We start from the raw sequence: 20185 nt of genomic DNA, 5'->3' as shown, positions 1-20185 counted from the left end.
AGGGCCGCCCGGACGAGGACCGTCCGCACGAGGCCAGCCCCGCACCGCACGAGGGCGCGACCCACCCCCCCCCCGGCCCCCCCCCGGCCCACCCCCCCCCCCCCCCCCCCCCCCCCCCCCCCCAAACCCCCCCCAACCCCCCCCCCCCCCCCCCCGCCCCAAATTCGCGTGCCCCACCGCACGCCCCGCTGCTAGCTTCAGCGCGTGCCCAAGCTCAATCAGATCATCGCAGTGGAGAAGGGCGTGAAGGCCAAGTCCGCCCAGGAGCTTGGCCGTGCGCACCAGGAACTCCAGAAGCCCGCCCTCCTGGCCGGGCTCTCCCGCACCTACCAGCCGAAGGACGAGGAGGGCGAGCAGTTGCCGCCCGAGTCGACCCGCGTCCAGGTCAAGGCCGAGGACCTCCTCAAGGCCGCCTCCGCGTCGCTGACCAGGCTCTTCGACGTGACCGCCACGAAGGACTGGGCGAATCTCGACGCGCGGGCCGATGTCGTCGTGGACGGCCGGACGCTGCTCGCCGCCGTCCCGGTCCCGTATCTGCTCTTCCTGGAGAAGCAACTCACCGCGCTCGACGGCTTCTTGCGCAGGCTGCCCGTGCTCGACGCCGCCGAGACCTGGTCGCAGGACCCGTCCACCGACACGTGGCGCACCGATCCGGTACGTACCGTGCGGACCCGCAAGGTCCCGCGCAACCACGTCAAGGCCGAGGCGACCGAGCACCACCCGGCGCAGGTAGAGGTGTACTACGAGGACATCCCGGTCGGTTACTGGACCACCGTGAAGTTCTCCGGCGCCCTTCCCGCCCGTCGCGTCAACGAACTGCTCGACCGCGCCGAACGCCTGCTCCAGGCCGTGCGGTTCGCCCGCGAGGAGGCCAACGCCGCCGAGGTCGAGGACCGCCACGCGGGCGCCGCCGTACTCGGCTACCTCCTCAACGGCTGACACTCACCCCACGATCGCCCTCCGACGAGCGCGGAGGGCGCGCGCACCGCACGGTGCGCGCCACGCTGAAGCTCAGGCCGTGAAACTGAACGGGCACACCCGATACGCGGTGCGCCCTCAAGCTCAGACTCTCGCTCCAAGCTCAGCATCGGCCGCCCCACCCCGCCCGACCGGCACCGGACACTTCCGCGAGATGGGGGTTCAACTCCTCTCCGGGCCTCCAACCCCTCTGCCACAGAGGGCACATGGCCCGGTAGCTCAAAGGCAGAGCGCGCGGAGAGAGACTGATCCGGTGGCCTCCCAAGGACCGGGGGGACCACACGGTGGCAAGCGAGGGGCCCGGGCGTTGGACATGCTCCCGGGCCCCGTCACCGGCCGCCGATCACCAATCACCGATCACCGATCACCGGCCACCGACGACCGGCCACCCACGACCGACGACCGGCCACCGGCCACCCACGACCGACGACCGGCCACCGGCCACCGGCCACCCACGACCGGTCAACCATCCCCCACCGAGAGCACAACTCCCCCCCGGCGCAACCGCGGTCACATCTTCGGCATCAGCACCGAGTCGATGATGTACACGTTGGCGTTGGCGGTCTTCACGTTCCCGCAGACGACCTTGGCGCTGTCGTTGACCTTGTACGAGGTGCCCGAGCCGGACATCATGAGCTTGCTCTTCTCCAGCGTCTCGAAGGTGCCCTTCTCCAGGTCCTTCGGCGTGAGCTTCTTGCCGACGACGTGGTACGTCAGGATCTTCGTCAGCTGCGCCTTGTCCGCGAGGACCTTGTCGAGGTCGGCCTTCGGGATCCTCGCGAAGGCGTCGTTCGTCGGCGCGAACACCGTGACGTCCTTCGCGTTGTTGAGCGTGTCGACGAGCCCGGCCTTCTTCACGGCCGTCACGAGCGTCGAGAGCGCGGGGTTGTTCGAGGCCGCCGTCGCGACCGGGTCCTGTGCCATGCCGTCGAACGAGCCGGCGCCGCTCTTCGGCACACCCGCACAGCCCGGACCGAAGGGGCCCGCCTCGTCCATCGACTGGTCCTGCCCGGCCGCAGGCGAACTCGCCTCGTCCGAGGCTTCCTTGGACGCCGAGGACGCCTTCGACGAGCTGTCCGAGGCGTTGTTGTCGCTGTCCCCCGAGCAGGCGGTGAGCGCCACCGGGAGGACGGCGACGGCGAGCGCGAGGGCGGTACGGCGGAGGGCGGTGTTCATGGTGTTCTCCCAGCTGAGTAAGGGGGTTGAGTGCGTAGGAAAGGGGGCGTGCGCGAAGGTCCGGGTCCCGGCGGGGGCGGCCAAGTTGTGTCATGTACGCGTCACGCGTCCGCGTACGACGGCAGCGCCTTCCGCCGCCGTACGTGGCGGCCGTCAGTCCACGGTGACCACCACCGAGTGCCAGCCGCTCGACCCGTCCGGCACCGTCCCGGCCCGCTTCGCCGTCTGGCGGTGGCCCTCGCCGTCCGTCGCGCGGACGGTGAGGGTGTGCGCGCCGGGGGTCGCCCGCCACGGGAGCGACCACTGCCGCCACGTGTCACGGGTGTCCTGGGCGGCGAGGTCGGCGGGGCGCCAGCGCCCGTCGTCGACCCGTACCTCGACCTTCTCGATGCCACGGTGCTGCGCCCACGCGACGCCCGCGATCGTCACCGTGCCCGCCTTCGGGCGCGCGAGGGGCTTCGGGGTGTCGATCCGGGCCGAGGTCTTGATGGGCCCCTCGCGGGCCCAGTCCCGCTTGACCCAGTACGGGTCGTAGGCGGCGAAGGTGGTCAGTTCGATGCTCTCGATCCACTTGCACGCGGACACGTACCCGTACAGCCCCGGCACGACCATCCGCACCGGGAAGCCGTGTGTGAACGGGAGCGGTTCGCCGTTCATGCCGAAGGCGAGGAGGGCGTCGCGCCCGTCCATGACGTCCTCGACGGGTGTCCCGAGCGTCATGCCGTCGACCGAGCGGGCCACGAGCTGATCGGCCTTCCCGCCGCGCGAGGGGGGCCGGACGCCCGCCTCGCGGAGCAGCGCGGCGAGCGGCACGCCGAGCCAGCGCGCGTTGCCCACGTACGGGCCGCCGACCTCGTTCGACACGCACGTCAGCGTGATGTCGCGCTCGACGCTCTCGCGCCGGAGCAGTTCGGCGAAGCTCAGCTCGATGTCCTCGCGCACACCCTCGCCGTGGACGCGCAGCCGCCACGAGCCCGCGTCGACGTGCGGCACCACGAGGGCGGTGTCGACGCGGTAGAAGTCCTTGTTCGGGGTCGTGAAGGGCGACAGGCCGGGGACGTGGAGCCGCGCCCCGGCCGGTACGGGGCGGGCCGGCGAATCCGGGCGCGGGAGCCTGATCGCGTCCCGCGAGGCCACCGCGCTCGCGATGTCCCCGCCCGCGAGCGCCCGACCGGCCGCCCCGGCGGCGGTCGCCCCCACGGCCGTCGCGGCGGCGAGCAGGACGAAGTGACGGCGGTCCCAGGGAACGGAGGCCGGCTCGGGCGCGGAGGCGGTCGCCCCGGAGGCCTCGGGCGCCACGGGAGCCACGCCCGCCTCGGGAGCCTCGGGCGCCCCTGGGGCTTCGGACGCCACGGGAGCCTTGGGCGCCTCAGAGGCCTCGGACCCCTCGGACGCTTCGGGCGCCGCGGAAGCCTCGGGCGCCCCAGAGGCCTCGAACGCCTCGTCCGGCCCCGTGCCACCGCCCTCGTCCGTACGTTCCTCTTGCGAACGGCCCCCAGGGTTCCCCTCGGTCCCCCGGGGGCCGGCGGGCGCGGTGGCGCCCCGAATGCGCCACCGCCCGAACGATCCCGGCCACACCCACGGCGGCAGGTACGCACCGGCGTACACCGGCCCCACCAGCAGGTACAGCAGGACCGCGCCCGCTGCCGCCCCCAGGAGGGAGGGCAGCGTGTCCGTGATGCCCGCGCTGTCGGGGCGGCTCAGGGCCGCGACGGCGCCGACGACGCCGATCGCGAGGACCCCGGCCGCGCCGCTCAGGCGCCACCGGGTGGCGAGCGCGCCGAGTGCGAGGGCGAGAAGGGCGAGGACCGCGAGGATACCGAGTTCGAGCACGCGCTTGTCGTCGCTGCCGAACTCGCGGATCGCCCACGTCTTCAGCGGCGTCGGTACGAGATCGACGGCCGCGCTCCCGACGACGGCGACCGGACCCGCCTCGGCCCGTCCGAGACCGGCCACGAGCTGCCCGGCCGCGAGGGCCGCGTAGCCCGCGAGCAGCCCGGCGAGCCCGCCCACGGCCCGGCGGGCCAGGGGGCGGGGCGCTCGGCGCCGTGCGGTTTCTCGGGTCACGTGAGGCATCCGGAGCCACCCGCCCCTCCGGATGGGTGCCGAGTTGCCGGTTCACCCGTTCGTGGGAATTCTGGGGTGGGAGAGGAAGAAGAGCGCACCTGACACCCATCCTCGTCCCGCACGGCTCCGTATCCCCCACGACAGTTGCCATGACAGGCACGGCGGGAGGAAACAGAGATGCGCACCCACGACCACGGCGGCCCGGTACAGCCGGGCGCGGCCCCGCACACGGCCGTCATCGGCGCGGGTGTCGCGGGACTCACCGCCGCGCACGTCCTCACCGGCTCACGCCCTGTGGACCTGTACGAGGCGGACGAGCGGCTCGGCGGGCACGCGCACACGCACGAGGTGCTCGACAGCCGGGGCCTGCCCGTGCGCGTCGACTCGGGCTTCATCGTCCACAACCGGCGCACGTACCCGACGCTCCTGCGGCTCTTCGACGAACTCGGCGTCGAGACGCGCGAGTCGGAGATGAGCATGTCCGTGCGCTGCGAGGGCTGCGGCCTGGAGTACGCGGGCGCGCGCGGTCCCGGCGGGCTCTTCGCCGCGCCGCGCAACGTGCTCAGCGCCCCCTACCGGCGGCTCCTGCGCGAGGTGCCGCGCTTCCACCGCGCCGCGCGCGCGACGCTCGCCAGGGCCGAGCCCGACGAGGCGGCGCCCGAGACACTCTCGCGCTTCCTGACCGCGCACCGCTTCTCGCGCTACTTCGTCACGCACTTCATGACGCCGCTCGTCGCGGCCGTCTGGTCCTGCGACGCGCACACGGCGCTGCGCTACCCCGCCCGCTACCTCTTCCGCTTCCTCGACCACCACGGCCTGCTCTCGGTGACGGGCTCGCCGTCCTGGCGCACGGTGTCCGGCGGCTCGCGCACGTATGTGGAACTGCTCGCCAAGCGCCTGCACCGCGTCCGTACCGGCACGCCCGTGCGCGCGGTGCGGCGGCACGCGGACGGCGTGGACGTCACGGACGGCGGCGGCACGACCCGTACGTACGAGTCCGTCGTCATCGCGACCCACCCCGATCAGGCGCTCGCCCTCCTCGCGGACCCGAGCGAGGCCGAGCGAGCCGCGCTCGGCGCCTTCCGCTACTCGCGCAATCCGACGCTCCTGCACACCGACACCTCCGTGCTCCCCCGGGCCCCGCGCGCCCGCGCCTCCTGGAACTACCTCCTGCCCGGCTGCGCGGCGCCCGCCGACCACGTGCGGATCTCCTACGACATGAACCGGCTGCAAGGGCTCAGGACGCCGGACGCCTACGTCGTGACGCTGGGCGGCGAGGACCGCGTGGACCCGGGCTCGGTGCTCGCCCGCATGGTGTACGAACACCCGGTCTACACCCCGGAGTCGGTGACCGCGCAGCGGCTCCTGCCCGCGCTCAACCAGGGCCGTACCGCCTTCGCCGGCGCCTACTTCGGCTGGGGCTTCCACGAGGACGGCGCGCTCGCCGGGGTGCGCGCCGCCGAGGCACTGGGGGGCCACTGGTGAGCACCACCCCGGCTCTCTATCCCTGCGAGGTCTTCCACCTCCGCAGCAAGCCCGTGCGCCAGCGCGTGCGCCACCGCACCTACCTCTGGTACGTGGACGCCGACCGCCCGCCACAACTACCCGCCCTGCTGGGCCCCTTGGCGCGCTTCGACCCGCGCGACCACTTCGGCGGCACCGCGCCCACGCTGCGCGCCGGGCTCGACCGCTTCCTCGCCGCGCACGGCATCGACCTGCGCGGCGGGCCCGTGCGACTCCTCGCGAACGCCCGCGTGTTCGGGTACGTGTTCAATCCGCTCAGCCTGTGGTGGTGCCACGATCCCGAGGGCGCGCTCGTGTGCGTCGTCGCGGAGGTGCACAACACGTACGGGGAACGCCACGCCTACCTGCTCGGACCCGGGGAAGTGAGCGGCGCGAGCGGCGAGTTCAGCGTCCCGAAGGAGTTCTACGTCTCGCCGTTCTTCCCCGTCGACGGCTCCTACCGCATGCGGCTCCCCGAGCCCGGCGCGCGTCTCTCGCTCGCCGTGCACCTGGAGCGCGAGGGCGCCCGGCCCTTCACCGCGACCGTGCGCGGGCACCGCGTCCCCGCTCGTCCCGCGACCGTGCTGCGCGCCTCGCTGCGCCACCCGCTCGCGACCCTCGTCGTGTCGGCCGCGATCCGCGCCCACGGCATCCGTCTCTACCTGCGCGGTCTGCCCGTCCTGCGGCGACCGCGCCACCCACTCCAGGAGGGAATGCGGTGACCGCCCCCACCACCAGGACCCCGGCCACGCCCGCCGCGCGCGCGAGCGCCGTCGCGCCGCTCACGATCGACGCCGCGCGCTGGCCGGACATCGCCTCCGTGCCCGCGAGTTCGGCGGCCCGCACCGCGATCACGCGCCGCATCGTGCGCCACGCGCTCCACCGGCTCCCGCTGCTCGTCCGTTTCCCCGACGGCGGCAGGCTGGGCCTCGGAGGGCCGCTCATCGACATCCGCGACGCCGACGCCTTCCACGCGCGCATCGGCCACTCCGGCCTCATCGGCTTCGGCGAGTCGTACATGGCGGGCGAGTGGGACGCCCCCGACCCGGTCGCCGCGCTGACCGTACTCGCCGCGCACGCGGCCGAGTTGATCCCCGGACCGCTCCAGCGCCTGCGCGGCCTGTGGGCCCCGCGCCGCCCCGAGGCCCACCGGGGCACCCCCAAGAACGCGCGCGACAACATCGGCGCGCACTACGACCTCTCCAACGACCTCTTCGGCGTCTTCCTCGACGACACCCTCACCTACTCCTCCGCCGTCTTCCGCGCCCTCCCGGCCCGCTGGGAGAACCTCGCGGGGGCCCAGCGCCACAAGATCGACCGGCTCCTCGATCTCGCCGGAGTGCGGGCGGGCACAAGGCTGCTGGAGATCGGTACGGGGTGGGGCGAGCTGGCGCTGCGGGCCGCCGCGCGCGGCGCGGACGTCACCTCGCTCACCCTCTCCGCCGAGCAGCGGGCCCTCGCCCTGGAGCGCGTCGCGGCGGCCGGGCTCGGCGACCGCGTGCGCGTCGAACTGTGCGACTACCGCGAGGCGGAAGGGAGTTACGACGCCGTCGTCAGCGTCGAGATGATCGAGGCGGTCGGGCACGAGTTCCTGCCCGTCTACTTCGAGACGATCGACGCGCGCCTGCGCCCCGGCGGGCGGGCCGCGCTTCAGGCGATCACGATGCCCGACGACCGGATGCGCGCGAGCCGCGACACCCATACCTGGATAGGCAAGTACGTCTTCCCCGGCGGCCTCATCCCCTCCGCCGAGTCGATCGAGGCCGTCACCGCGGGCCGCACCGCGCTCCGCACGACCCGCGCCGACTCCTTCGGCGCGCACTACGCGGAAACGTTGCGGCTGTGGCGCGAGCGCTTCACCGCGCGCGCCGACGAGGTCGACGCGCTCGGCTTCGACGCGGTCTTCCGCCGCCTGTGGACCTTCTACCTCGCCTACTCCGAGGCGGGGTTCAGGTCCGGCTACCTGGACGTGCGGCAATACCAGTTCACGAAGGACGCGCACACCCGGGGCACGTCGTGAGCTTCCCGTGGGGCGCCTTCGCGCTCGGTCTCGCACCCGCCGCCGGAGCCTCGGCGCTCGTCCTCGGCGGCACGTGGCTGCTCTCGCGGCGGCGCGGGATCTACCGGTACGTGGACAGCGCCTGGGGCTTCGCCTTCGCGGTCCTCGCGGCGGGCGCGTGGCTCTTCGCGTACGGGACGGAGGGCACGTACGGCTCGCGGGGGCTCGGCGATCCTGTCCGGGCGACGCTCGCCGCCGCGCTCACCGTGGTGTGGGGCCTGCGCCTGGGCGTCCACATCGCGCGCCGGGGCCGCGGCAAGGGCGAGGACCCGCGCTACGACCGGATGCTGTCCAAGGCCCCGGAGGGCACCCCGCGCCCGCGCTACGCGCTCCGCGTCGTCACGCTCCCGCAGGCCGCCCTCGTGTGGCTCGTCTCCGTCCCCGTGCAGGCCGCGGTGCTCCTGCCGTACGGGACCTGGTGGGTGACGTGGCTCGGTGTGGCGCTGTGGGCGCTCGGCCTGTTCTTCGAGGCGGTCGGCGACGCGCAGATGGCCCGCTTCAAGGCCGACCCCGCGCACCAGGGCAAGCTCATCGACACCGGGCTGTGGCGCTGGACCCGGCACCCGAACTACTTCGGTGACTTCGCGGTGTGGTGGGGACTGTGGCTGCTCACCCTCCCGTCCCCCGGCGCCCCGGCCGCCGCCTGGGGGCCCGCCGCCGCGACGCTCGTCTCGCCGCTGCTCATGACGTACCTGCTCGTCTTCGGCAGCGGGAAGCGGCTCACGGAGCAGGGCATGGCGAAGCGCGAGGGCTGGGAGCGGTACGCGGCGCGGACGAGCGGCTTCCTGCCGTGGCCGCCGGGGGTCTGGCCGAAGGGGCGCCAGGGCTGAGCCGGACGCTCAGCCCTCCGTCCCCGCCCCCGTCCCCGGCAGCACCCCGCCCAGCACCGCCAGCTCCGTCCGCTCCGGTGGCCCCGCCACGAGTGCCAGCACCTCGGACGGCGAGGGCGTCCCCGTCGCCTCGGCGGAAGAGGCGAGCGCGGCGTCGGCGTCGGCCGCCGTGCGCCACACCTCCGTCACGTGCACCTCGTCCGGGCGCCGCTCGTCCCGGCCGATCGTGTACAGCAGGCAGCCCGGGAAGCCGTCGAGCGCCTCCGCGACACGGAGCAGCAGCTCCGCGAGGTCCGCGCCCCGTCCGGGCAGCGCGGTGAACTTCATGAGCCGTCCGACAGGTCCTGTGGGTGTCGTCATGACGACGACCGTAGTGGCCCCCACCGACAGCGTCCCCGCCTCCCGCGCCCTCGGCGGCGGCGCGCCCCGTGTCCTCGCCTCACGCCGCCTCGTCGAGCAGGTCCCTGAGCTGGTTGCGCGCCGTGATCCCCGGCTTGGGGAACGTCCGGTACAGGTGCGAGCCGATCGTGCGCGGCGGCTTCGTACGGTGCGAGAGGCGGCGCCCGTACGAGCCGTCCCGGCCACCGGCCCCCCGGCGCCCGCCCGCCACCAGACGACGGCGGCGGGGGCGCCGGAGCCGTGGTGGCCCCGACGCCCCCGGCGTCCTGGGTCGCGCGGCGCCCCGGGGCCGTCACCTCGCACCCCCGCACGCCACGCCTCACCGCCTCAGCGCCGCGTCAGGATGTCGCTCAGCACCGTGTGCACGTACGTGTTCGCGTGCTTGCCGTTGAACCGCTCCGCCGACGGGCCCTCCGCCGTGACCGGGACCGCGACCGAGGTGTGCTGGCCCGTGGTCCAGTCGATCGTGAAGGACTTGTCCGAGTCGCGGATCGGGAAGGGGCCGTCCTCGGTGGACTGGCCGGAGCCCGTCTCGTCGGCCGGGTCGTTCTCCTCGACCGCGAGGCCGCCCGTCTCGTGGTCGGCGGTCACGACGAGGAGCGTGTCGGGGTGCGTGGCCGCGTAACTCCGCGCGACCGCGACGGCGCGCTCCAGCTGCCGCATCGACTCCAGGGTCTTCTCGGCGTTGTTGGCGTGCGCGAACTCGTCGGTGCCCTCCTCCTCGACCATGAGGAAGAAGCCGTTCTTGTTCTTGCTCTTCCCCTTGCCGTCGAGGGTGTCGAGCGCCTTCGTCGTCATCGTCGCGAGATCGACGACCGGCTTGTACACATCGCCCTGCCCCTCGGGCTTCTGCTGGAACATCTCCTCGTTGGCGAAGAGGCCGAGCAGCTTCCCGTCCTTCGCCTTCGCCTTGCCGAGCTGCTTGGCGGAGGAGACGTACTCGTACCCCTTCTTCTCCGCCTTGGCGACGAGATCGCCCTTCGTGCCCTTGCTCGCCTCGCTCGGGTCCTCGGCGGGCTTGTCGGGGAAGGCGCCCGCCTCGCCCTTCGGCAGCCACCAGTCCTCGCCGCCACCGAGGACCACGTCGGGCCGGGAGACGTCGAGGTACTGGCGGGCGATCTCGTCCTGCTGGCCCCGGTCGGCGGTGTTGGCGAAGAACGCGGCCGGCGAGGCGTCGGTGACCTGCGCCGTCGTGACGAGGCCGGTCCGCTTCCCGGCGGCCTTCGCCTGCTGGCCGAGCGTGGCGAGCTTGTTGCCGTCCACGTCGACGCTGATCGCGCCGTTGTACGTCTTCTCGCCCGTCGCCCACGCGGAGGCGGCCGCGGCCGAGTCGGTGATGACGGCCTTCGGGTCGTGCGGGCTCGTGGTGAGCTGCCCGGCGACGGGCAGCTTGTCCATGGTCAGCTCGCCGTCGAGACCGGCGAGGTAGAGCCGGGCGGCCTCGCGCGCGGCGGGCCCCATGCCGTCACCGTTGATGAAGATGACGTTCTTGGCCTTCGGCGCCTTCCCGGCGGCGGCCTGTGGGGACTTCGCGCCCTGCGGCGCCTGCGCCGAGGCGCCGAGGGTGGGGCTCACCACCATCGTGACGACCGCGGTCGCCGCGACGGCGGCGAGGGTCGTGCCGAGGTGGCGCGGCTTGCGGGTGACTCTGTCCACGGGTCTGCTCCCCGGTGCTCGTGGTGGACCGCGTGGGCCGAGGGGGCCCCGCGCGGGCGGTGCGGGCTCCGGCCGGTGAAGACCGTCGCGCCGAGGACGCTAAGGACGGCAGCGGGCGCCCGGGTGAACAGCGGGTGAGCGGCGGAGGCGGATAGGGTGTCAGGACAATTCGAGTGCCGGGGACAGGAGTTGGCGAGGGTGGCGGAGGTGCCGGTCAACACGGGGGACAGGGCGGCACAGGGCGGAGCGGCGGTACGGGGTGCGGCGGCCGCGGGCGTACACGGTGCGGCGGCCGTGCGGGGGCGGTCCTGGGTCCGCCCGCGCCTCCTGGCGGCCCTGGCCGCACTCGTCACGATCGGCCTCGCCCTCTGCGTACGGGCCCTGTGGCCCGCCACGGACTTCGCGAAGTACACGGGGGACGCGCTCTACACCGTCCTCCTCGCCTGCCTGTGCCTCCTGCTCGCCCCCGCCCTCGCGGCCCGCCGCGCGGCAGCCGTCGCCCTCGCGCTGAGCTGGGCGGTCGAACTGGTCCAGCTCTGGCCGGACGTGGCCCTGCTGTCCGCTCGCCACGCCCTCGCCCGCTACGTGCTCGGCAGCACCTTCAACGCCCCCGACCTGTTCTGGTACGCGGCCGGCGCGGCCCTCGCCGCCACCGTCCTCGCGCCGCTGACCGCCGTGACCACGCCCGGGAAGCCCCGGTGAGCACCGGTTCCCCGCCCGCCGCGCCGCTCGCCGGCCACGCCCGCACCGCGCTCGCCCACGTCGCCTCCCGCGCCCGGGGCCCCGCGCTCCCCGCCCACGTGCGCGTCACGCTGCAGTTCCACCCCGACCGCCTCACCCGCGACGGCACCCCCGTACTGGAGCGCCTCGCCGCCGACGGCGCGTACTACTCGCAGTACGTGACCGGCACGAGCAACGGCGGCCTCACCGCGCACCCGGGCGGCGACCGCCACCGCTGGGAGAGCCGCATCTTCGGCGGCGCCTACGACTTCGCGCCCCCGGCCGCGCGCCCCGTGTACGGCGCGCTCGACGACGGCACGCGCGGCCCCGTCGGCGCCGCGCCGCGCTTCGGCTCCTCGTACTTCCGGCTGCGCCCCGAGGCCCTGGACCGCGCCACCTTCTGCTACCCGGACAGCGCGGCGGAGCCCGAGGACTTCGGGGTACGGGAGCGCTGCGAACTGCTCGGCCTGTGCCGCGCCGGGGGCCGGGACCCCCTGGACGCGTACGTCGAGACGCACGTCCACGGCGGCGTCCGCCTCGCGTCCGACGTCGAGGCCCTCGTCCTGGACGCCGCCTACCGGGGCACGCCCGTGGAGGCGGCGGCCCGGCGGCTGCCGTGCGCCGTGGAGTGGCATCCGGGCTTCGCGGTCGAGGCGGAACTCCTGCGCGTGTACGCGGAGTTCAGGGGAGCCGAGTACGTGGCGCTGGCCCTGGAGGTGGCCGAGGACGGCCGTCTCGACCCGAGGATCGTCGGCGAGGCGGTACGGGCCGGACGGGCCCACCCCCAGGACCTCAAGAAGGTCTGGCACTACCTGGCGCGGTACGGAGCGCCCCGGGCGCCCCGTGTCACTCCCCCGCGATGAGCAGCCGGTACCCGTAGTCCACGGACTCGCGCGTCAGCAGCTCGGCGTGGCGACGGTGCCACTCCCCCGACTCCAGGTCCGCCCGCAGCCGCGCGACGGCGGGCTCGACGATGGAGTCGGGAAGCTGCGCGAACGTCGAACTCGCCGCCCGTACCACGGGATCGAGGAACATCTCGGGCCGCCGCCAGTACGCGGTCTGGAGGCCGTCCGTGAAGTCGTGCGGGATGGGGAACGGCACGACGGTGTGCGCCCCCATGGCATCGGCCACGTCGGACACGGACGTGAACCGCTCCCGCTCCATGGCGCGGATCTCCGGGAAGTACTCCCCGACGACCCACAGTTCGGGCTCGTGACCCGGGTCCCACGTGAAGACGACCTGCCTGCGCGCCACCCGCCGCAACTCGGCGAGCCCCTGCCGCAGATCCGGCCAGTGGTGCACCGTCAGCACCGCCATGGCCGCGTCGAACTCACCGTCCCCGAAGGGCAGTTCCCCGGCCACCGCGCGCACCTTCCGCTCCCCGGGGTGCTGGTCGAGCATGACCTGCGAGGGATCGACCGCGACGACCTCGGCGTCGACCGGCTCGTAGGACCCCGTCCCCGCCCCGACGTTGACGACGGTACGGGCTCCGCCCAGCCCTTCGTGGATCAGCGCGGCGAGCCGGGGATCGGCCTGCCGCACCTGCCGGTAGCCGACACCGATGCGGTCGTAGACGGGAGAAGGGGCGGGACTCGCTGAAGCGGAGGTGTTCATGTGCCCGATCCCACCACCCCGCGCCCGCCACGGGAAGGGGCACCCCCGTCGCGAGACCCTTCGCGCCGGGCGCGGTGAGGGCGCCACGCGGGGAGGGCGCCCAGCGGGGAGGGCGCCCAGCCCCGCGCAAAGGCTCCCCTACCGCTCCCCCGCCGCTCCGAACCACCGTTCCAGAGCGGCCCGCAAGCCGTCCTCGCCCCCCTCGCCCGTCCCCACCCACACCACATGCCCGTCCGGCCGCGCGAGCACCGCGCCGCCGCCCCGGAGCACCTCTCCGGCCGGGCCCTCGTCCTCAGCCCCTCCCGTCCCCGTCACGTGCGCGACCCGGTCCGTCCACCCGTCCAGGGAGCACCGCGCGGCGCCGCCCTCCACGAGAACGCCCCGCCCCTCGTGCATGGCCGCGTACACCCGACCACCCGCGAGGTCCCGCAACCGCCGCCCCAGCAAGGGGTGTTCACCCCCGCCCACGTCGTACCTCACCCCGATCGCCGTCAGCTTCTCGATCAGGTGCTGGTTGACGGTGTCGTACGAGGTGACGAGTTCGCCGAGGAGCCGCCGTACGGCCCGCGCGCCCGGCGTCGTCGACAGCAGCTCCATCTGTGCCCGCGTGTTGTCGAGCACCTCCGCCGCGACGGGCCGTCGCTCGCTCTCGTACGTGTCGAGCAGCCCTCGCGGCGCCCGGCCGGTGATCTCCGCCGCGAGTTTCCAGCCGAGGTTGAAGGCGTCCTGGATGCCGAGGTTGAGGCCCTGGCCGCCGGTCGGCGGGTGGATGTGCGCGGCGTCGCCCGCGAGGAGGACGCGGCCCACGCGGTAGCGCTCGGCGAGCCGGGTCGCGTCGCCGAAGCGGGTGAGGCGGCGCGGCGCTCGTACCCCGAAATCCGTGCCCGCGACGGCCCGCAGGCAGGAGCGCAGCTCGTCGAGCGTCGGCTCCCCGGCGTCCGGGCCCGCCACCCCGCGCGCCGGCACGATGACCCGCCAGTACCCGCCCTCCCCCAGCGGCGCGAGCCCGAAGCGCTTCTGCGTCTCGCGCACCCGCGCGACCACGGCCATGACCTCCTCGGCAGGCTCGGTCACCTCCGCCTCGGCGAGCAGCGTCTCGTTGCGCGTGGGCTCCCCGGGGAAGCCGACGCCGAGCAGCGAACGGACCGTGCTGCGACCCCCGTCGCACCCCACGAGCCACCCCGCGCGCCGCTCACTCCCGTCCGCGAGCCGTACGCTCACGCCCTCCGCGTCCTGCGCGAAGCCGGTCACCTCGGCGCCCCGCATGATCCGCGCACCGAGTCCCTCGGCGTGCGCGGTGAGCAGTTCCTCGGTCACCGTCTGCGGGATGCCGAGCACGTACGAGTGCGCCGAGTCGAGCCCCTGCGGCCACCTGTCCCCGAGCGCGGCGAAGAACCCGCCCGTGCGGAAGACCTTCCCGCGCGCGAGGAACTTCGCCAGCAACCCCCGCTGTTCCATGATCTCGATACTGCGCACGTGCAGCCCCTGCGCCCGCGACCATGCGTACGGCGCGGGGTCCCGGTCGAGTACGAGCACCTCGACACCGTGCAGCCGCAACTCCGCCGCGAGCATCAGTCCGGTCGGCCCGGCACCCGCGATGACGACGTCGCTCATGTACGTGCTCTCCCTCGGTCGGTACATCCCGGGACCGCGACCGGCCCCGGGCGGGAGATTCTGCGCGAACAGGGGGGCCTTGCGACAAGACCCCCCTTGCGCTATAGCTTGATAGTGGCAGGGAGCGGCGACGCTCCCTTTTCTGCTGTCCGGCGCGGTCGGGACGGCCTGGCGCAGGGCCTGTCGTACGGGGCGGCCTGACGTACGGGGCGGCCTGACGTACGGGGCGGTGGCGCGAGGCGGGGTGCAGTCACCTGCCGGATACCGCACCCGCTCCGCCGGGACGAGGCTGGGGCATTACCCCCACCCACCCCACCCGAACACGGCTGATCCCGCGGGGGCCCGCTGCGGGCAGGCCCCACGTCGTCCCGCCCCGTACGCGCCCCTCACGCCCCCACGTACGCCACCGCCGTCGCCGCCCCCAGCGCCGCGCCCGCGCACACCTGCGCCACCGTGTGGTAGCCCAGCGCCACACGGGACCAGCAGACGGCCGCCGTCAGTGCGTAGGCGGCGAGCCACCACGGGGAGTGGACGCAGGCGAGGAGGGCGACGACCGCCGAGGCCACCGAGGCGTCGACGCTGATCTTCCAGGCGGTGTTGACCGTGAGCAGGATGATCGTCATGAGCCACAGCGCGAGCATCGCGCGCAGGATGCCGTTCGGAGCGTGGCCCAGGAGCATGATCACGGCGCCCGCGCCGATCGAGGCGAGGATGACGAGGAAGATCGGCGCGCGCTGCCCGCGGTCCACGACGTGCCGGTCGCCCCAGGTGCCGCGCCCGCGCTCCCACTCGATGTACGCGGCCGGGATGATGCCCGCGCACAGCGCGCCGAGCAGGCCCCACGGCAGCCCTGTCCAGTCCCCGGCCGCCGCGAGCCCGACCGCGGCCATGCCGCCGAGGAGGAGGTTGCGCGGCTGGAAGACGTCGGTGACGGTACGGGCCAGTCGGTGGTCCTCGGCGGTCGTCGTGCTCACGAGGGGGTGCCTTTCGGGGTCGGTACGGGGGCGGGGCGTGGTGTCGCGGGCTTGCGGGCGGCGTCGCGGTACGCGGCCGAGACGCGCAGCAGCCAGGCGATCTCGCCGTCCTGGTCGGCCGCTTGCGGGGGTACGAGGGCGGGTCCGGCCGGGCCCGCCGGGGCGCCGCAGGCGTGCGCGGCGAGGGCGGCCCTGATCCAGCGCGCGGACTCCTCGGGCCCCCGCCCGGCCGCCGGTCCTTCGGGCGCCCAGTGCCGCAACTGCTCGACGGCGTCCGCGATATCGGCCGCCCACCGGTCGATCCGCACGTCCGCCGGGGTACCGAACCGCAGGAGTTCGCGGGCGAGCGAGGCCGGCGGCGCGAAGGGCTGCTCGGGGAAGGCGGTCATGAGGTCGCGCCACAACGGGTGCAGCGCGGCCTGCGCGCGCCACAGGCGCAGCCGCCGGGCGCCGGTGGCGAAGGCGGGGATCGAGGCGCCGACGGCGAAGAGCGTGAACAGCACGACCTGCCCGGCCTCGGTCCACTTGTCGAAGGAGAGCGCGAAGCTCTCGCTCGGGCGGTCGGCGACGCTGATCCACAGGAACAGGCCGCGGCTCACCGTGTACGCGACGCCGATGACCATCGCGACGGCCATCATCCCGAGCCCGACCCGCAGATGGCGGCGCGCGGCGGAGCGCACGGCGAGCCACCACTGCACCGCGCACACGGCGGACGCGGCGCCCAAGTACACGTAGAACACGGTGTAGTAGAGCGTCGCGCCCCACTCGCCCGCGTGGTCTGCGACGAAGCGGTCCGAGGGGTGCGAGCGGTCGACGACGGTGAAGAAGAGCACGGTGAGGAGGACGAGCGTGGCCAACGCGGCCCGGGCGGCGACGCGTTGGACGGTACGGGCGAAGCGGACGTGGCGCGGGACGTCGACGTCGCTCTCGTACCGCCCGTAGATCGCCACGATGTAGCTGAGGATGGCGAGGATCGCGATGGTCGCCGTGTAGTGCTTCACGAGCACGGCGAGGTCGGTCACGGGGCTGTCGTTGAGCCGCACGCGCACGTACTGCGTCTTCGTCCACAGGGCCGCCGCGAACCCCGCGTAGCACCCCCACAGCGCCCGCCGTCTTCGGTCCTCCTCGTCCCCCCACAGAGCGGCGGGCATCCGCCACAGGGCGACGGCGGTCATGAGGCACGCGACGGCGTACCCGGCGAGGTCGAGCGGGGTGGGGGACACGGAGCGAAATCCTAGGCGGAAACGACGAACAGGTGTACGGGGTTCGGGGGCGCGGGAGCCTATGCCCCGGCCCTCCCCGCTCCCCGGCTCAGACCTCCCGGTCCCCCGGCTCAGCCCTCCTCGCGCCCCCGCCTCCCGAACAGCCCCCTCCGGCGGTGGGCGACCGGGCGGGAGAGGGAGCTGGTGAGGCGGCCCACCATGTCGTCGCTCACCGCGTCGCGGGCCATGCGGGGGATGAGCGAGGCGCCCAGTTCGGCCATGCGCTCGTCGTGGGTCCCGTAGCCGGCCCGGGCCTGCACCGAGCCGCCCTCGCCGAGCACCCTGCGCACCAGGTCCGAGTCGAAGACCGGGAGCAGCCGGGCGAGTTGGTCCGCGTCCGGCGAGGCGCCGTGGTCGAACCACTCGTGGCACAGCTCGTGGAGCACGACGTGCTGGGTCTGGTACGGGGTCGGGCGGCGCCGGTACAGGACGAGGCTCACGCGCGGCGTGGCGAGCCGGAGGCCGCAGGCCCCGCCGGGGCGGGCCAGGTGCTCGGGGAGTTCGCGCAGCACGATGCGCCGCCCCCGCGCGGCCTCCATCGCGGCGACGAGCCCCTCGATCGTGAAGGGGCTCGGCACCGGCAGCCCCGCGAGCCGCTCCTCGCACTCCTTGCGCAACGCACGCAGGGACACGGCTCAACCCTCCGGCTCGGCGGACGCCCCGGCGGACCCGCTCCCGAGCGCCGCCCCGTCCCCACCGGGCCCGCCCCCGAGCGACGCCCCGTCCTCCTCGGCGAGCAGGCTCAGGGCGAAGTCCAGCAGTTCCGGCGGGAGCCCGTCCCGTACGGGCCCGCGCGCGGCGACCCCGCTCACCTCGCCCGTGCGGTGCCTGGCGAGGAAGCGCAGCCCCGAGAGCACGTCCTCGACGACCTCCGACTCGTCCTTGAAGAACCGCCAGTCGACCCCGAAGCCGAGCCCGAGCGCCTTGAGGATGTCCTCGGAGGGGTGCGTGACCTTGCCCGCGAGGATGTTGGAGAAGTAGCTGTGCGAGAGAGCGCCGCCCTTGCGGCGGACGTGCTCGGCGAAGAAACGCCCCGAGACCCGCTGCCCCGGGAACGTCCTCTCGATCATGTATTCGACCTTGGCGCGCAGGCTGCTGAGCTGCGGCGCGGACTCCTCCACGGCCACCCCCGTTCCCCCCTCCGCCCGCCCGGAACACGGAATTCCGTGGCCCCGAACGCGAAATCAGACTTGCGCAAACACTCTACGTCACTGTTAACTCGAAAAAACATACGCCAGGGGGCCGCGAGGGGAGTCCCCTGACGATGTGACTACGCGCGTCCGCCAGCCGCTTGTGTCCGTTTCGTGGGGTTTCCCACAGCCAAAGGGACGCTTCCGGCGGTGGATCGCGCCGTGGCGTACGGGGCGCGCGCCCTTCCCCCAGGCGGACCACCTGGGGGGGAAGGGCGACGCGCACCGGGCGCCCTTTCCGCTGGCGCACACGGCGGACGCGGGCGTGGACCGTCCGCACGAGAGCGCGCCGTCCACACGAGGGCCGCCCGGACGAGGACCGTCCGCACGAGGCCAGCCCCGCACCGCACGAGGGCGCGACCCACCCCCGCCCTGCCCCCGCCCGGGAATCCCGCACCCATCCGCCCCGCCCCCCGCTCCGAATCACCCCCGTAACGCCGAGGCCCCAGCCCTCGTTCGGGGCATACGGGGCAAGGGCCGCCGGGGCGACACCGCACCGGCACCGGGGCCGAGGCAGTTGGAGCGAGCGAGGTACGCGTGAAAGAGCCCGTCTACATCGTGGGGAACCCGGCCGCCGCGCCCCCGCTGGAAGAGCTGGTGGCCAGGGTCGCGCGCGGCGACCGCGAGGCCTTCTCGGCCGTGCACGACGCCGTCGCGGGGCCGCTGCTCGGCGTCGTACGGCGCGTGCTGCGCGATCGCGCGCAGTCCGAGGAGGTCGCGCAGGAGGTCCTCGTCGAGGTGTGGCGCACGGCGGGCCGCTACCGCCCCGACCTCGGCTCGGTCACGAACTGGGTCCTCACGCTCGCGCACCGCCGCGCCGTCGACCGCGTACGGTCCGTCGAGGCCTCCGCCGCGCGCGAGCGCCGCGCGGGCCTGCTCGAACAGAACACCCCCGCCTACGACGAGGTCTCCGAGCAGGTCGAGACCCGGCTCGAACAGGAGCAGGTGCGGCGCTGCCTGGGCAGTCTCACCGAGCGCCAGCGCGAGTCGGTGACCCTCGCCTACTACCGCGGCCTCACCTACCGCGAGGTCGCCGAACTCCTCGCGCTGCCCCTCGGCACCGTCAAGACCCGTCTGCGTGACGGCCTCATCCGGCTTCGCGACTGCCTGGGAGTGGGCACATGAGCACCACGGCCGACAGCCACCTCCTCACCGGCGCGTACGCGCTGCACGCGCTCGAACCGGCCGAACAGGCCGCCTTCGAGCGGCACATGGCGCACTGCGCCGCGTGCGCGCAGGAGGTGCGCGAGTTCACCGATACGGCCACGAAGCTGGGCCTGGCCGCCGCGGTGAACCCGCCGCCCGGCTTCAAGGACGCGGTCATGGCCCGTATCGCCGACGTACGGCAGGAGCCGCCGCGGGCCGTACGCGCCACGCCGCCGCGCCGCCGCCCGCGCGCCGTGCACTGGGCGCTCGCCGCCTGCGTCGCCCTCGCGGCGGCGCTCGGCGGGACGGCGGTGTGGCAGGGGCAGCGCGCCGACGACGCCCGTACGCAGGCGCGCGCGGCCCAGGACCGGGCGGCGCGCCTGGACGCGGTCCTCTCGGCCCCGGACGTGAAGGTCACGAGCGCGCCGCTCGACGCGGGAGGCCGCGCGACCGTCGTCGTCTCGCGCGCCCGCGACGGCGCGGTCTTCGCCGCGGCAGGACTGCCCAGTCCCCCCGCGGGCAAGGTCTACCAGCTCTGGTACGACGTGGACGGCACGATGCGCCCCGCCGGTCTCCTGCCCGACTCCTCGGGCACGGTCCTCATGGAGGGCTCCCCGCGAGCGGCCACGGCGATGGGCGTGACGGTCGAACCGGAGGGGGGTTCGCGGGCCCCGACCTCGAAACCGGTGGCGCTGATGGCGTTGCCGGGATGAGGGGGAAGGGCGAGGGGTGAGGCGGGGGACGGGGTCCGCGACGCGGATCACGGGGCGTTCGCGGGCGGGAGAACGACGTCCGCGCGGCTTGCGGACGCGTGCGCACGGCGGCGCGGGGACGTACGTCCGGCAGGCGGTCGCGTTGGCGGGGCGGCAGGCGGTCGCGTTGGCGGGGCGGCATGCGGTCGCGCTGGCGGGGCGGCATGCGGTCGCGCTGGCGGGGCGGCATGCGGTCGCGCTGGCGGGGCGGCATGCGGTCGCGTTGGCGGGGCGGCATGCGGTCG

20 protein-coding genes are annotated in these 20185 nt (G+C 74.2%); 9 read left to right on the top strand and 11 right to left on the bottom strand.

Annotated features, from left to right (window positions below; genetic code table 11):
• Positions 1-204: 204 nt before the first annotated feature.
• A complete protein-coding gene (locus ACIP4O_RS01500) occupies positions 205-939 on the top strand; it encodes a hypothetical protein (RefSeq protein WP_401570167.1) in 735 nt (244 codons plus the stop codon).
• A 549-nt stretch (positions 940-1488) separates the two neighbouring features.
• Here ACIP4O_RS01500 and ACIP4O_RS01495 read toward each other — a convergent pair.
• A complete protein-coding gene (locus ACIP4O_RS01495; protein ID WP_401570164.1) occupies positions 1489-2154 on the bottom strand; it encodes a fasciclin domain-containing protein in 666 nt (221 codons plus the stop codon).
• 153 nt (positions 2155-2307) lie between these two features.
• Positions 2308-4221 carry a molybdopterin-dependent oxidoreductase gene (locus ACIP4O_RS01490; protein ID WP_401570161.1) on the bottom strand — a complete coding sequence of 638 codons (1914 nt, stop codon included), beginning with the start codon at positions 4219-4221 and terminating at the stop codon, positions 2308-2310.
• 177 nt (positions 4222-4398) lie between these two features.
• Between ACIP4O_RS01490 and ACIP4O_RS01485 the strand changes: the two genes are divergently transcribed.
• From ACIP4O_RS01485 to ACIP4O_RS01470, 4 genes are read left to right on the top strand one after another with little or no spacing between them, the layout of a single operon-like run.
• On the top strand, positions 4399-5706 hold the full coding sequence (locus ACIP4O_RS01485; RefSeq protein WP_401570160.1) for an NAD(P)/FAD-dependent oxidoreductase: 1308 nt from the start codon (positions 4399-4401) through the stop codon (positions 5704-5706).
• Entirely contained in the window at positions 5703-6446 is a 744-nt protein-coding gene (locus ACIP4O_RS01480; protein ID WP_401570157.1) for a DUF1365 domain-containing protein, read from the top strand. The genes ACIP4O_RS01485 and ACIP4O_RS01480 overlap by 4 nt, the downstream gene beginning before the upstream one ends.
• A complete protein-coding gene (locus tag ACIP4O_RS01475) occupies positions 6443-7744 on the top strand; it encodes a class I SAM-dependent methyltransferase (RefSeq protein WP_401570154.1) in 1302 nt (433 codons plus the stop codon). Before ACIP4O_RS01480 ends, ACIP4O_RS01475 begins: the two co-directional genes overlap by 4 nt.
• On the top strand, positions 7741-8613 hold the full coding sequence (locus ACIP4O_RS01470; RefSeq protein ID WP_401570152.1) for a DUF1295 domain-containing protein: 873 nt from the start codon (positions 7741-7743) through the stop codon (positions 8611-8613). The genes ACIP4O_RS01475 and ACIP4O_RS01470 overlap by 4 nt, the downstream gene beginning before the upstream one ends.
• 9 nt (positions 8614-8622) lie before the next feature.
• Here ACIP4O_RS01470 and ACIP4O_RS01465 read toward each other — a convergent pair whose 3' ends face one another.
• From ACIP4O_RS01465 to ACIP4O_RS01455, 3 genes are all read right to left on the bottom strand, one after another.
• On the bottom strand, positions 8623-8973 hold the full coding sequence (locus tag ACIP4O_RS01465; RefSeq protein ID WP_401570149.1) for a putative quinol monooxygenase: 351 nt from the start codon (positions 8971-8973) through the stop codon (positions 8623-8625).
• A gap of 79 nt (positions 8974-9052) precedes the next feature.
• Positions 9053-9223, bottom strand: coding sequence for a hypothetical protein (locus ACIP4O_RS01460; protein ID WP_401573957.1), 171 nt, complete (start codon positions 9221-9223; stop codon positions 9053-9055).
• Between the two features lie 116 nt (positions 9224-9339).
• Entirely contained in the window at positions 9340-10668 is a 1329-nt protein-coding gene (locus ACIP4O_RS01455) for an alkaline phosphatase (protein ID WP_401570146.1), read from the bottom strand.
• A 198-nt stretch (positions 10669-10866) separates the two neighbouring features.
• On the opposite strand from ACIP4O_RS01455, the gene ACIP4O_RS01450 reads away from it, so the two are divergent.
• Both ACIP4O_RS01450 and ACIP4O_RS01445 read left to right on the top strand, forming a co-directional pair.
• A complete protein-coding gene (locus tag ACIP4O_RS01450) occupies positions 10867-11370 on the top strand; it encodes a DUF2809 domain-containing protein (RefSeq protein ID WP_401570144.1) in 504 nt (167 codons plus the stop codon).
• The gene (locus ACIP4O_RS01445) at positions 11367-12251 is read left to right on the top strand and encodes a DUF3626 domain-containing protein (protein WP_401570141.1); all 885 of its coding nucleotides are present in this window, start codon (positions 11367-11369) and stop codon (positions 12249-12251) included. The genes ACIP4O_RS01450 and ACIP4O_RS01445 overlap by 4 nt, the downstream gene beginning before the upstream one ends.
• On the opposite strand, the gene ACIP4O_RS01440 is transcribed toward ACIP4O_RS01445, so the two are convergent.
• The 6 genes from ACIP4O_RS01440 to ACIP4O_RS01415 all read right to left on the bottom strand — a co-directional run bounded on the left by ACIP4O_RS01440 (position 12235) and on the right by ACIP4O_RS01415 (position 17979).
• Positions 12235-13002, bottom strand: coding sequence for a class I SAM-dependent methyltransferase (locus ACIP4O_RS01440; protein ID WP_401570139.1), 768 nt, complete (start codon positions 13000-13002; stop codon positions 12235-12237). The genes ACIP4O_RS01445 and ACIP4O_RS01440 overlap by 17 nt on opposite strands.
• A 138-nt stretch (positions 13003-13140) precedes the next feature.
• On the bottom strand, positions 13141-14616 hold the full coding sequence (locus tag ACIP4O_RS01435; RefSeq protein ID WP_401570136.1) for an FAD-dependent monooxygenase: 1476 nt from the start codon (positions 14614-14616) through the stop codon (positions 13141-13143).
• Positions 14617-15002: 386 nt separating this feature from the next.
• Positions 15003-15590, bottom strand: a complete 588-nt coding sequence (locus tag ACIP4O_RS01430) for a hypothetical protein (protein WP_401570133.1) — start codon at positions 15588-15590, stop codon at positions 15003-15005.
• Entirely contained in the window at positions 15587-16765 is a 1179-nt protein-coding gene (locus ACIP4O_RS01425; protein WP_401573758.1) for an MAB_1171c family putative transporter, read from the bottom strand. The genes ACIP4O_RS01430 and ACIP4O_RS01425 overlap by 4 nt, the downstream gene beginning before the upstream one ends.
• 158 nt (positions 16766-16923) lie before the next feature.
• On the bottom strand, positions 16924-17484 hold the full coding sequence (locus ACIP4O_RS01420) for a toxin (RefSeq protein ID WP_361326505.1): 561 nt from the start codon (positions 17482-17484) through the stop codon (positions 16924-16926).
• A 3-nt stretch (positions 17485-17487) separates the two neighbouring features.
• Positions 17488-17979: a hypothetical protein gene (locus ACIP4O_RS01415; protein ID WP_401570130.1), complete on the bottom strand. Its 492-nt coding sequence runs from the start codon at positions 17977-17979 to the stop codon at positions 17488-17490.
• Between the two features lie 600 nt (positions 17980-18579).
• On the opposite strand from ACIP4O_RS01415, the gene ACIP4O_RS01410 reads away from it, so the two are divergent.
• Together ACIP4O_RS01410 and ACIP4O_RS01405 are read left to right on the top strand one after the other, a co-directional pair.
• A complete protein-coding gene (locus ACIP4O_RS01410; protein ID WP_361326499.1) occupies positions 18580-19167 on the top strand; it encodes a sigma-70 family RNA polymerase sigma factor in 588 nt (195 codons plus the stop codon).
• Positions 19164-19901: an anti-sigma factor domain-containing protein gene (locus ACIP4O_RS01405; RefSeq protein ID WP_401570128.1), complete on the top strand. Its 738-nt coding sequence runs from the start codon at positions 19164-19166 to the stop codon at positions 19899-19901. The genes ACIP4O_RS01410 and ACIP4O_RS01405 overlap by 4 nt, the downstream gene beginning before the upstream one ends.
• The last annotated feature ends 284 nt before the right edge of the window (positions 19902-20185 follow it).

It is taken from the genome of Streptomyces sp. NPDC088923, assembly GCF_044749745.1.
GTDB lineage: Bacteria > Actinomycetota > Actinomycetes > Streptomycetales > Streptomycetaceae > Streptomyces.
The sequence above is the reverse complement of the archived record's forward strand: the minus strand, read 5'-3'. Positions and strand labels throughout refer to the sequence as shown.